Annotated in this window: 11 protein-coding genes; 2 read left to right on the forward strand and 9 right to left on the reverse strand. The window is 38.8% G+C overall.

From position 1 onward, the window contains the following. From EHR01_RS19250 to EHR01_RS09415, 5 genes are all read right to left on the reverse strand, one after another. The coding region (locus EHR01_RS19250) for a hypothetical protein (RefSeq protein ID WP_208721759.1) at window positions 1–242 on the reverse strand (242 nt) is incomplete at its 3' end. A 142-nt stretch (window positions 243–384) separates the two neighbouring features. Then, the gene (locus EHR01_RS09400) at window positions 385–1,971 is read right to left on the reverse strand and encodes a TPM domain-containing protein (protein ID WP_425269982.1); all 1,587 of its coding nucleotides are present in this window, start codon (window positions 1,969–1,971) and stop codon (window positions 385–387) included. A 179-nt stretch (window positions 1,972–2,150) separates the two neighbouring features. After that, window positions 2,151–2,960 carry a carboxypeptidase-like regulatory domain-containing protein gene (locus EHR01_RS09405; protein ID WP_135694541.1) on the reverse strand — a complete coding sequence of 270 codons (810 nt, stop codon included), beginning with the start codon at window positions 2,958–2,960 and terminating at the stop codon, window positions 2,151–2,153. Between the two features lie 168 nt (window positions 2,961–3,128). Beyond that, a complete protein-coding gene (locus tag EHR01_RS09410; protein WP_244310045.1) occupies window positions 3,129–4,004 on the reverse strand; it encodes a hypothetical protein in 876 nt (291 codons plus the stop codon). Between the two features lie 18 nt (window positions 4,005–4,022). After that, window positions 4,023–4,895 carry an LA_0442/LA_0875 N-terminal domain-containing protein gene (locus EHR01_RS09415; RefSeq protein WP_244310046.1) on the reverse strand — a complete coding sequence of 291 codons (873 nt, stop codon included), beginning with the start codon at window positions 4,893–4,895 and terminating at the stop codon, window positions 4,023–4,025. Between the two features lie 215 nt (window positions 4,896–5,110). Between EHR01_RS09415 and eat the strand changes: the two genes are divergently transcribed. Beyond that, window positions 5,111–6,406, forward strand: coding sequence for an ethanolamine permease (eat, locus tag EHR01_RS09420; RefSeq protein WP_135694543.1), 1,296 nt, complete (start codon window positions 5,111–5,113; stop codon window positions 6,404–6,406). Here eat and EHR01_RS09425 read toward each other — a convergent pair. Genes EHR01_RS09425 through EHR01_RS09440 form a run of 4 tightly spaced genes read right to left on the reverse strand, consistent with a single transcriptional unit; the run spans window position 6,403 to window position 11,998 of the window. After that, entirely contained in the window at window positions 6,403–8,475 is a 2,073-nt protein-coding gene (locus EHR01_RS09425) for an adenylate/guanylate cyclase domain-containing protein (RefSeq protein WP_135694544.1), read from the reverse strand. The two genes, eat and EHR01_RS09425, sit on opposite strands and share 4 nt — an antisense overlap. Beyond that, the gene (locus EHR01_RS09430) at window positions 8,476–10,038 is read right to left on the reverse strand and encodes an FMN-binding glutamate synthase family protein (RefSeq protein WP_135694545.1); all 1,563 of its coding nucleotides are present in this window, start codon (window positions 10,036–10,038) and stop codon (window positions 8,476–8,478) included. Window positions 10,039–10,067: 29 nt separating this feature from the next. Then, complete coding sequence (locus EHR01_RS09435; RefSeq protein WP_135694546.1) at window positions 10,068–10,466, reverse strand: response regulator; 399 nt, start codon at window positions 10,464–10,466, stop codon at window positions 10,068–10,070. After that, the gene (locus EHR01_RS09440) at window positions 10,463–11,998 is read right to left on the reverse strand and encodes a sensor histidine kinase (RefSeq protein ID WP_135694547.1); all 1,536 of its coding nucleotides are present in this window, start codon (window positions 11,996–11,998) and stop codon (window positions 10,463–10,465) included. The genes EHR01_RS09435 and EHR01_RS09440 overlap by 4 nt, the downstream gene beginning before the upstream one ends. A 123-nt stretch (window positions 11,999–12,121) precedes the next feature. Between EHR01_RS09440 and EHR01_RS09445 the strand changes: the two genes are divergently transcribed. Next, the gene (locus tag EHR01_RS09445; protein WP_135694548.1) at window positions 12,122–12,475 is read left to right on the forward strand and encodes a single-stranded DNA-binding protein; all 354 of its coding nucleotides are present in this window, start codon (window positions 12,122–12,124) and stop codon (window positions 12,473–12,475) included. Window positions 12,476–12,486 lie beyond the last annotated feature (11 nt).

The raw sequence follows: 12,486 nt of genomic DNA on the forward strand, positions 1-12,486 counted from the left end.
GCACCTGGGGTCAGGTTTTGGGAAGATGTAGGTGATCCACCGACAAGGCCAAATAGAAAAGCAAATAGACTAAAGTCAGTTTGGTTGCTGCCTGTGGGAAAGATTCCTACACAATGAGTATAGGAAATCAATAGAAAGCAGAATAGGGTTAGTTTTTTTCGCATAACAGGAAGCCATTGTAACATATTTTCCAAATAATATTCGGAAATGATAATATGGGTTTGAACTTGGGATGCGGACAACTAATTTTCATTAGTTTGTCTAAAAAGTGAACTTTTACCGCTAAAAACGTTCTGGAAAGTATTTTCCAACGATTCTAACGGTTTTCTGGTTTATGTCTAACAGTTGTAATGGTAAAAGATTTTTTCCATTTAGGCTTTCGCCTTAGTAGCTGCCTCCGCTACCGCCCCCGCCAGAGGAACCTCCACCAAAACTTCCGCCACCACCACCTCCTCCTCCGCCAGAGGAACCGCCGGAGCTACTCTTTTGTTTTTTGGGAATGGTTTCGTATTCGGTAGCACTGTGTTTGCAATGGGCACAAGTTCGTTTCACTTCCACTTTACCGGAACTGCTATAAGTTGCTTCCGAAAGGATACGGCTGGATTTACAAACAAAGGTTTCAAACTTACAGTCGGGACAAGATTTAATTTTTGGAAAAGAAGTTCCTTTGTAAATGTATTCTGGATTGATGTTGGGAAATTTTAAAATGGCATTGGAATGGCAACTTGGGCATACCCAAACATCATAATCAATCGAATTGACAATTTCTTCAGATACCTGTCCTTCCGACAAATGTTTGTTATCTGCTTCTTCAGAAAGTTTTGTCATTGTAGTTCCACATTTTTTACATTTTCTGGGAATATTTCGAATGGATTGCAAACGTTCCATTAACTTACGCATTCGTAAGTCGCCCCAAAAAATAAAAAATATAATGATACTAGCAATGATAAGAACGATAGACACGGGAAATAACGCATCGTCCAAAACCAAAGAAAGGAGAGTGATGGCAATGATGACAGGACTAATCACAATTCCATAAAACAAAATGAAATCAGTTTTGTGAACAATATGATACTTTGCTGTAGGGGAAGGTGTGAACCAAACCACAATCCTTTGGAATAAATTTAAAAATACAAAAAGGGCAAGGTAACCTAATATAAAATATTTTTTATTACGAAGTGATTCTTCTTTTTCGATTCTTTCCAGTTCGGTAAATTTTTCGTTTAAAAGTCTTGATTCTTCATCGTTTAAAAAATAATTATTCGTGGTATTGTATCGGTCAACAGTATCTTCTAAAATTCTTTTTTCATCATCTGTTAGTTGTGAATAGGATTTGCCTTGGTAATCATATTCGTCCGTTCTTTTGGATTCATTTGGTGTATCGTTATTTGAAGGATAGGTACTGGCATCTGTAACATAGTCGGTTGTCGCTCCATTCGAAACTAAATCTTCTACCGCCAACTCAGGATGGTTTAATTTACTAATGATGGCAGACACTGTGTCCGCATGTCCCTTTTGAAAGTTATCTTCTTTAAAGGAAGGAATGGTGTATGTATCGATGATTCGTTTGATAGTGACATCAGGAAGGTCACCTTCCATCCCATACCCAGTTTCAATTTCTATACGACGTTGGTCGATGACATGTAAAATCAGGATTCCATTGTCTTTTCCTTTTTTTCCAATTTTCCAGTGATTGATAAGTGCAACAGCAAAGTCTTTTGGTACATAACTTCCGATGGTTGGCAAAGTCACTACTGCAATTTCTACTCCAGATTTTGCTTCTTCAGCATTGATCATTTGGTCAATGGACGCAGTGTCTGTTAAAACACCGGCGCTGTCTTCTACCCAACTGTTCCGAACTGTTTTGGGGTTTGGGACTTTGGCGACAAGTGTGTCGATGGGCTCCTCGTTGGATGGGGAACATTGAAAGCAAAGAGAGACCAAAAGAAATGGAATGAGCAAAGAAAAAATGAATTTTGGAAAGAAATTGGTTTTTGATCGAAGTGGAAATTTCACGATCTAGAGAAATTAAACGAAACTGGTAGAGTTGTCAAGTATGTGTTTAGAAGTTAAATAGAATTGTATGCGAAGTGAAGTTACAGTATATTCGAAGAATTTTCGATAGAAGGCAAATTAAAATCAAATTTATACTATGGAGGAGGACAAACAGAGCAATAGAAACTAATCAATCTAGGAGAAAGCGACTTACCAGATTGTGATTTAATACCTGAACCTAGGTAAATAGAATAGTAATTCCCTGAGCTAATACCGTCAAAATAAGAAATTGAAAACTGATTTGTATTGAACGCTATCGTGGAATAAAATGATATAGGTGGATTCGTGATTATGTTGGAAGCGATCCATGCTGCTTGGTCTGAAACTAAGTTGTCTAAGGTTTCTGTGAAAATAAAAGTAAAAGTTGTTGGTGTTGACATTCTAGTTTCGTTCTGGCTTGGGCTCGAACTGATCATATCCAAATATGCCGGTGTGATTCCTTTTTCATAAAATTCTACATTCAATACGTCTGGGCCACTTAATGACTTATTTGTGATCATTGATGATCCAGGAAATGGAATCGAAATAGTAAACGTAAACAACTCACTACCTGATTGGTCCACACGAATCTTTGTTTCTCCTGTACTTAAAATCAAATAAAACCTTCCTCCTTCATTTAATAACATTGTATTCGTGAGGCCATCTAATTGATTGGTTCGACTAATGATTGTTATGGTTGCTCCGACTGCAGCTACACCATTTGCATCGACGATCTGGCCAGTGATTTGGACGGTTTTCGGCGCAGCAAGCACTGACGCTACCCCGAGCAGAGTGACAGGGCTAGTCTCTTCTGTGATATCTGGATTCACAACCAATTGCACCGCTGGATTGAAATAACAATTCCCGAGCACCATCCATAAACCTAAAATCATCGAAAATGTTGATAAACTAGGTCGTGGTTTCATATGATTTCTCCAGAAAAAGAAAGGATTGTTTCGGAAATGGGAATCTCTCTTAGGTTTCAGAACCCAAGAGACAAATTGTATAAAAATCCTGAATGTTTGGCAAGAAATTTATTGATAAAGTTTGGTGTTGGTATGGTTGAAAATACCAATTGCTTAACGATAAAACCCTTAATAAAAGACACAATTAACTGAAGGCGTATAACAAAATCTAACAGCACGCGGAGATAATAACTTTCCGGTGGCAGATTTGATATTGGAAGTGAATGCGATAAAATGTTGAGTATTAGGTGTAAATCCTTCCGCGCCACTAAATATGAGCTGGTTCCCTGATACGCTAGGATTTAGGTAACCTACACTGGTAGCAGGTATAATCAATACTGAATTAGGCATCCAACTTACATCTTCTGAATCAACACTCGCTGGAGGTTCACTGAATTCTAAAACCAAAGGATTGGGAGATTTTCCCAAGTTAGCATTGTGTATGTTCACTTCAGTGACTCCTCCTTCTAGATAAAAGACCCTTACTAAGTCAAAAAAGTTAGGTGGTTCTGTCCCACTCACGGCATTTAGGTTAGAAATTTCAAGTCCTAAAGGTGCTCCATTAGTTCCTATGCCGATATCCGTTGGGCTTGTAACCATCAGGATCAGTGTAAAAAATGGATTCCCGTTTTGCAAAACTTGGTAACTAGTAGAACCAGTTTGAAATGGTAAATAGAATCTCCCTCCTGAATCAGTAGTGTAAGGTGGCATAGCTAATTTACCTTGAAACGAAGGGAGAGATGGAAGTAAAACAAGTCCAGAGATTGCAACTCCATTTTGATCTCGGATTTGGCCGGTGATGAGTAGGTCAGAAGTTTCCGCTGCAATCCCAACTAACCCAAGTGCAGCTAAGGAACCATTCTCTTCCTTTTCTACTGGATTCAAAATCCCATTCACAACTGGGTTGAAATAACAATTCTGAAAAAAAGAAAACAATAGAAATAACAATCCAGTCGACATTTTGAATCGCATTGCTTGTAATACTTGAAAGTAAGTAGATTTCATTTCAGTCGACCTGTTCGATTATCTTTTCTTCTTCAAAGTTTCTAAATCTTTTTCAAGTTGTTCTAACTCGTATTTTTCTTCTGCTTCTTTCAGTTCTTGTTCTGTTTTGATTTGTTCAACAGCTTCATCTTTGATGCGTTTGATTTCAGAGTCAGACACCATACGATAACCGCTTCCTTCACAAACATCAACGACAATGGTTTTGCGTGTGATTGTGATCAGAAATCCACCAAGGAGCGTAATTGCCATGTCTCCCCAAGTGGATGTTTGTTTGATGCGAACGGGACGATTGTCTTTAGGAAGTAATACATCCCAATTTGGTTCTTTGAAACGGAGAGCACCAAACAACCAAAAGTATTCTGGATAAGATTGGAAAGCTTGGCATTTTGCTGAATCAGGTGCAAGTGTGATCATATTGCCATCGGCAACAGATCCAAGTACGAAGGAATCACGTAAGCTATGTGTGACCACTTCACCACCTTCTTGGTTCGCCTTTCTTTCCGATTCTTGTCTCATCAATTCATCTCTGCGTTTACGAATCTCCTCTTGTTTGGCGGCGATGGCTTTTTCTTTTTCGGATTTTCTTTTTTCTTCTTCTTCTCTACGGATGATTTCTTCTTCAGATTCAGCAATGTCTTTGTAGATAATCTTTAGAACGGTTTTTTTGGAAATCACCATATGTTTTCCGTTTTGTGTGTCTACTTCAACACTATCCACATTCTGATTGGTGATCACACCTTTAATGGACTTTCCTTGTTTCAAGAGAATTGTTTGTACAGCAGCCAATGGGGAAATGATACAAAAAATAAATACAATGAGAGTCAGGTGTTTGTTTCGCATAGTGAAGGTCCGTTCTAGTATTTTCCCTATATTATTAGGATTTAGAATCATTTGCAATTCCGAATTTTCCCGTTTAGCAGAAATACTTCGAGAAATTGGGATCAATTTGGAAAGAATCGGAATGCCACCAAACATTCCCCATTCGGAGTTTGAAAGAACTTGCCTCAGGTTCGGCCCATAAATTAGTATATTGCATTGTTTAATTGTGATTGAGTCTCCAACATGTTTCCTTTTACCAAAGAAGGACTTGGGAGCAAGCAGGTGGGATGAAAGAAGATCAAAAAATGCATAAAGTTCTACATTCTGTTCATTTATGGGGCATTGCTGTAGGACTTGTCATTTCGGGTGATTATTTTGGTTGGAACTTTGGATGGTCCAAGGCAAGTTTTTGGGAATTTGGTTTTGCGGTTGTTCTTGTGGCTACTTTTTACGTACTCTTTGCACTATGTTTTACTGAACTTGCGGCAAGCATTCCACAATCAGGTGGCCCATCTGCTTATGCAAAACGGGCATTAGGAGATTTGTTTGGACTGATTACAGGTTATTTAGTTCTTGTTGAATTTTTGTTAGCCCCACCTGCCATTGCTTCGGCCCTCGGGGGATACATTCATTTTCTATTCCCCATTATACCTGCGTTTGGTGCTGGTATCGTTATGTTCTGTTTGTTGTTATTAATCAACTTAACCGGAATCAAACAAACAGCTCGATTTGAACTTCTGGTGACCCTCGTCGCAGTATTTGGCCTTTTGTTGTATTTGGCATTTTTAACACCGCATGTATCATTTGAAAAATTGCCCAATCTACCAAACGTTCATTCGATTGTTTGGAGTTCTGTTTTTCTTTCCATTCCTTTTGCCATTTGGTTTTTTTTAGCTGTGGAAGGAGTGGCTTTGGCTGCAGAAGAAGTGAGAAATCCGGCTAGAGATATACCCATTGGATATACTGCAGGAATCTTCACTCTACTTTGTTTGGCGGGATTTATTTTCGTATTTACGGCAGCAGTTGTTGATACAAAAGAAATCTCTGAATTGGATTATCCCTTATCTTATGTATTACAAAAGTTATACGGAAAAGATCAAATTTGGCCTTTTGTGTTTACCTTTATCGGTTTGTTTGGATTGGTTGCTTCTTTATTTGGAATCATACTTGGAAACTCTCGACTGATTTATGCGATGGCCAAAGAAGGTTATTTACCCAATTATCTATCTAAGCTGAGCAAAGGTTCCCTCGTTCCACAAAATGCTGTATTAAGTGGAGGAGTTCTTGGGATTTTTTGTATGAGTTTTTTAGATACTGCGGAACTTATCACTATATCTGCGTTAGGTGCTTGTGGCATGTATCTATTTAGCCTAATCTCTTATTTTGTTTTGCGAAAAAAAGAACCGTTGATGCCAAGGCCGTACAAGGCTCCTTTTTACCCTGTTTTGCCTGGCATTGCCCTTGGATTGGGAATTGTGGCTTGCGGATCGGTTTCATTCGCAGAACCTTATTTGGCAATTGGAGTTGTTGTTTTTGGTTTTTTATTGGGGTTTGGGTATTTATGGAAACAAAAAAGGAACTAAGATCCAAATTCCATCTTTGTTCTTTCTTTGGATTCGTGACAACGTTCTAAAAATAACCTCGAGACCGAATCATCGGGGTTTTTATCTAATAATTTAGAAAACCCATCAATGGCTTCTTTAAAATCATCCCTGCGGAATGCATCCAGGGCCAAGGTGTACTCGTCTTTGATTGCGATAAGCCTTGATGCTTTGTCTGGTTCATATCCATCTAAAACTTCTACAACGAAAACGGATTCTGTTTTTCCTTTGATTGCCACTCGGTCAAGCAATCGGTAGTGGTATCCGAGTCCTTCCGATGCTTCGATAAAAGTATCTGCACTGATGACAATACGAGAAGAAAAGAGTTTAGTAATTCCTTCTATGCGAGATGCGAGGTTGACTGCATCAGAGATAACGGTTCCTTCCATTCTTTTGTGTTCACCTAAGATTCCTAAGGTGAGATTTCCGGTATGGATTCCAATTCCAACTTCGATGGGGATGTATCCACAATTGGCTCTGTGTCCGTTATAAATACGAATGGCATCTTGCATTTCGACCGCCGCTTTTACCGCATCATTGATGTCATACGGAAATAGTGCCATCACCGCATCGCCAATAAATTTATCAATAAACCCGTTGTTGTGTCGAATGATAGGTCCAACCCTTTGGAGGTAACTATTTAAAAAATCAAAGTTTTCTTTTGGTGTAAGTGTTTCTGAAAATTCGGTAAAAGATCGAATGTCGGCAAACAGAATGGTCATTCTTTTTTGTACTTGGTCACCTAAGTCTACATACCGGATATCGGATTTGCCTAAGTGATACAAAAATTCTGTTGGAACAAAACGACTGAAGGAATTACTAAGTTGTTTCTGTTCTTGAGCAAATTCTAGAGTTTTTGTCATAGTTTGGCGAACGTTTCGTCCAAAGGTCATGACTTGCAAAAAAACGAATATTACGACACTTGCGGGTGCAACATACATCGTACGGATATAAGATTCGGCATGTAGGACATCATTGGTAGCAGCAGCAAGAACCAAAAGCATTCCGAATAACAATGGTTTGGATTCCATTCTTTTTTTTGTATAAGCTCGATACAAATAAATAAATATAATGATTCCATTTGCCACAAATGCAATGGGATATATGGATGCAGTTTCAGTAAAATAAACTGGCGGTAACAAAAGGCCAATGGTTAAAATAGAGGATAGAGTATAAAAGAAAGTCCCCATTCGTTTTGAAAAATCTTCGGGAAAAATGGTATAAAAATAATGATATAAAAGAGGTGCTGACCAGTACCAAGAAAGGTATTCCAAGCGTAATAATATCCAATAGGGAACATCTATAAATTCTATTAGAATTCGTTCTCCCGTTGAAATGGTTCTAAGTAATACCGCCAATGAAAACAAAAAGATACCAATTGTGTGTTTTCCATCGCGATTGTAGAAATACATAACTAAAAAGAAAAAACCAACAAAAGCAAGAACAGATGATAACATGGTTTCGTTGATCTTTCGTTTGGTGAGTCGACTTTCTGCTTTAGTGTAAGTGGAAATGACAATATCGTTCCAAATCCCTCCTTTTCTATGTACATAATTTGCAACATAGAGATCGATAGTGATATCTGAAGTTTCTGGTAATATGACTACAGTGGATTTGACTTGTGGAATGTATTCGTTTGGATTGGGTCCAGGTTTACCCGATCCACCTAAAAACTTTCCATTTGCATAAATAGCGTACGAAGTGTCCTGTTCGGGGACAGTCAATGCCATGGTCTCTTGTTGGTTGTCTGCAAGTTTTAATTTGATTCGAAAACTAGCATGTCCAAATCCACCAAGGGAACCATAATTCATTTTGTATCCGTTCCAATGTTTCGGAAGGCCAAGGAATAAATCGGAATCGGTTTCTTTTATTTCTGTAGGTGCCGTGTTCCAAAAGAATTTCCATTCCCCATTCAAAACAACAAAGGGTTCGTTCACAAAGGAATGGCGGCTTAGGTCTAAATATCCTTTCTCTGCTTCTGCTTTTACATTCCTTTCCTCTGAAAGACAACCGAGTTGGAATAAGATAAGAAAAAGAAAGAGTTTCTTCATTTAGGCTTGTCGTTTCGGAAATACAGTGTAGTCCTGAAGTTTTGTAAATTTTACTTCATCACGTTTGTAACCGAGTAGTCCCTCTAAGGTTTGGTATCGATTCATCCCCATACTGATTTCTATGTCTTGGCCAGTGAATTGTCCAGGGTGTTCATAACCACAAGAATGAGCCAAACTTAAGAGTTCTTTTCGAAATCCTTGGATGTACTTTGCTGCACGTTTCCCTTTGATTTCCGGGTCCACCCCTCGTTGTAACCACCAGTTTTGGGTGGCAACCCCTGCGGGGCAATGGTCAGTATGGCATTTTTGTGCTTGGATGCAACCAATGGACAACATAGCTTCTCTTGCCACATTGATAAGGTCGCAACCCATGGCAATCGCAACCACAGCTCGGTCTGGAAAACCGAGTTTTCCGGATCCAATCCAAACAATTTGTTCGGACAATCCCTCTTTTTGGAAGAGGGTGTACACTCTTTGGAATCCAATTTTAAAAGGTAAAGACACATGGTCGGCATAGGTAAGAGGAGCGGCCCCTGTTCCACCTTCTCCACCATCAATGGTGATAAAGTCAGGCCCTAACGAACTTTGTTTCATTTCATTTGCAAGTTCTTCCCAGAATTCAATTTCTCCAACAGCACTTTTGATTCCGACAGGAAGACCTGTACCGGATGCAATTTTTTCTATAAACTGGATTAGTTCTTTTACATTTGTAAATTCATTATGTGAGTTAGGTGAGATACAATCTTTTCCTTCTTCCACATGTCGAATGGCTGCAATTTCAGCGTTTACTTTTTTTGCAGGAAGAATTCCACCTTTCCCTGGTTTGGCGCCTTGAGATAATTTGATTTCGATCATCTTAATACAAGGATTTTTGCCGACTTTTTCCTTTAAGACATCCAAACTAAATTTTCCAGAATGGTCCCTTGCGCCAAAGTAACCAGTTCCAATTTGCCAAACCATATCTGCTCCTTCCATATGGTAGTGGCTGAGTCCCCCTTCACCTGTGTTCTGATAGGCGCCGGAATCTCTTGCTCCTCTGTTAAGTGCCATAACAGCATTTTTTCCAAGAGAACCAAAAGACATAGCAGAGATATTGACAATGGAATATGGTCTGTATGGAAATTTTCGTTTGGGTCCAATGATCTTTAAACAAGGAATACAACTTGGATCTTGGTTGTGGATATAAGCCTTTGCTTCTGGATAAGGGAAGGCTTTGTGTTTGATGATGGGATATCCAGGTTCGTATTGGATTTCTGTAGTTCCAAATCCAAAGTTATTGTTTTGTCCTTTGGCTGTGGCATAAATCCAACTTCTTTCTGTACGATCAAAAGGACGTTCCTCTTTATCATGAGCCACCCAATACTGTCTGAGTTCCGGCCCAATCATTTCTAAAAAATAACGGAGACGACCAACAATGGGAAAGTTCCTCTGAATCGTGTGCGTTTTTTGAGTGATGTCTCGGAGGAAGACAAGTACAAGAAATACGAACAATCCAATCAGAGTGGAGGAGAGGGGATGGGCTTCTATCCAAGTAAGTATCTGATCCATAAGGGGTGCGTCCATTTCTATATCAAAAATAAAAAGATGACAAGCTAAGATTGGAGGTGGGCCAAAGAATCCAAAAGTTTTTCTTTCGTAAATGGTTTGAAGATATATCCAGAGATCATGGGAATTTTGGCAGCACGGTCTGTGTCGGCTTCATCAACGGAGGAACTGACAAGAAAGATGACAATGGGTTTGGGGAATGTTGGTGAAATCTTTCCATAGGCATCTAAAAATTGCCAACCATCCATAAATGGCATATTGATATCTAGAAAAATAATGTCAGGGAGTTTGTCTTTGTTTTGAGATTCCTTATGGAAAAACTCGAGTGCATTTTCAGCATCAGAAAACAATAAAACATCTTCTTTGATTCCAGCATTGGAAATGATCTTTTTGGTTGTGAATTGATATATTGTATCATCATCAATCACGCAAATTTTAGGAGTCATTCTGAATCACTCCTTTCTGGAAAGTACATAAGAAAAGTAGCTCCTTCTCCAGGTTTAGAGCGCACCTCAATCTTTCCTCCGATCGATTCCATTTTGTATTTGATCAAAAATAACCCCAGCCCCTTCCCACTGATATGACGATGAAAAGTCTTCCTAAGCTGAAAAATTTGGTCTCCGTACCGCTCTAAATCAATCCCAATCCCATTGTCAGAAAAGGAAATTGTGGTTTGTGCTCCGATGGGAAAAGATTCGACAGAAATCCGTAACTTTCGGTCCGTATCAGCGTAACGAAGGGAGTTACTGAGGAGGTGGAGGAAAATGGTTTCTAAAAAATCCTTGGAAAAGTATACAGTGTTCGCACTCGAAAAGTTGTATTGAATTTCCGCTTGTTTGCTTTTGATTTCCCCGTTCAACAATCGGAGTACTTTGTCAAAAGATTGTTCAATGTTGACAGGTTCCGGTTGGAACTGATCTGAATTTTGGATTTTTAATGTGGTGATAAGTTCGGAAAGAACAGTTTCTAAATTTTCTGCAACATTTTCTAAATGGGATTCGATTTCTTTCACTTCTTTTAATTGGTCCGATTCTTTCATCAAATCAAGAAGACTTCTTAAATTACTCACGGGTGCTCGTAAATGATGAGAAATGATTTGGTTGTATGCTTGTAGTTGTTTATTCTGCGTTAAATAGGAATTAGTTGCTGCCCTTAAGCGATCATTTTTTTCTCGGAGCAGAGTTTCATTTTTTTTTCTTTCGTTGATATCAATGATTTGTGCTAGGTAATGGATGGGGTGTCCCAAATCGTCTCGGAGTACGGTGACAGTGAGATAGGCCCAAACTTTTTTTCCCGTTTTATGAATGTATTGTTTTTCAATGGAATAGTTATCGATGATTCCTTTTTGAACCTCATCTCTGAACTTTAAGTTTTCTTCGAGTTCGTCAACTGAACTAATTTCGGTAAAATGTTTCCCAACCACTTCGTAACTTTGGTAACCTAAAAACTTAGCAAAGGCTTCATTTGTTTCATCGATATAACCATGTCCACCAGTAAGAACCAAACCTATGGGTGAATCATGAAACAGAGTTTTGAATCTTCTTTCCGCAAGAGCCAAGTTTGCTTCGGTATCCATTTTTTCCGAAATATCTCTAGAGGATGTATGAAGGTATTTTTTTCCAGTCGTTGGATGGATCGTTAAACGATTGTCTGATTGTAGCCAAATGTAACGCCCATCTTTGTGTAAAAAACGAAATGTAGAGTGGATATTTTCTTCACCTCGGAGTAGGGGTTGGTGAGACCTTTCTTGGATGAGTCTTTTTTCATCGGGATGAAAATAATCATAAGGATTTTTGCCGATCAGCTCTTCCGATTTGTATCCAATGATTTTTTCCGAATTGGGACTTACATAAATATATGTTCCGTCAGGCTCATGCAAACATACCAATTCACGGCTAATTGTCGTTAAAAGGTGGAGTATTTCGGAATCGGGCAGTCCCACAAACAAATTTTTTTCTGATTCCTTTCGATTGTCCATCCGAAATGTGGGCGAACAATCGGATTTTATTAATTTCGTTTGATCCGTTTTTTTTTAAACCAATCTCACCAAAAAAGAACCCATCCTACCGATGGCCATCAAAATTGAATTAAGGATAATCAAATGAAAAATCTATCGTACATCATTCTGGACGGAAATCTCACCGCTGATCCAGAGGAGAAAACTATAACAGGAGGAAAGTCTTTGGCTAATTTCACAGTTGCTGTCAACCACACCTCCAATTACCAAGAAGGAAAAGACAAAGAAGAAGTTTCTTTCTTTGAGGTAGAAGCCTGGGAAAAACTTGGGGAAAACTGTGTTGAATACCTAAAGAAAGGCAGTAAGGTCACTGTGATGGGAAATTTGAAACAAAATCGCTGGAAAACTTCTGATGGAGAAAACAAATCTAAGTTTCGAGTCATTGCCTCAACTGTCCGCTTTGACAGTATAAGAAAAAAAGAAGAGAAGGTCGCTTAAAGAAGACATGG

Origin of the sequence: Leptospira mtsangambouensis, assembly GCF_004770475.1 — a bacterium.
Lineage (GTDB): Bacteria > Spirochaetota > Leptospiria > Leptospirales > Leptospiraceae > Leptospira_A > Leptospira_A mtsangambouensis.

Coding starts and splice junctions, on each gene's coding strand:
- EHR01_RS09405 (WP_135694541.1), bottom strand. CDS start 2,960: ATGAAACCACGACCTAGTTTATCAACATTTTCGATGATTTTAGGTTTA.
- EHR01_RS09410 (WP_244310045.1), bottom strand. CDS start 4,004: ATGAAATCTACTTACTTTCAAGTATTACAAGCAATGCGATTCAAAATG.
- EHR01_RS09415 (WP_244310046.1), bottom strand. CDS start 4,895: ATGATTCTAAATCCTAATAATATAGGGAAAATACTAGAACGGACCTTC.
- eat (WP_135694543.1), top strand. CDS start 5,111: ATGAAAGAAGATCAAAAAATGCATAAAGTTCTACATTCTGTTCATTTA.
- EHR01_RS09425 (WP_135694544.1), bottom strand. CDS start 8,475: ATGAAGAAACTCTTTCTTTTTCTTATCTTATTCCAACTCGGTTGTCTT.
- EHR01_RS09430 (WP_135694545.1), bottom strand. CDS start 10,038: ATGGACGCACCCCTTATGGATCAGATACTTACTTGGATAGAAGCCCAT.
- EHR01_RS09435 (WP_135694546.1), bottom strand. CDS start 10,466: ATGACTCCTAAAATTTGCGTGATTGATGATGATACAATATATCAATTC.
- EHR01_RS09440 (WP_135694547.1), bottom strand. CDS start 11,998: ATGGACAATCGAAAGGAATCAGAAAAAAATTTGTTTGTGGGACTGCCC.
- EHR01_RS09445 (WP_135694548.1), top strand. CDS start 12,122: ATGAAAAATCTATCGTACATCATTCTGGACGGAAATCTCACCGCTGAT.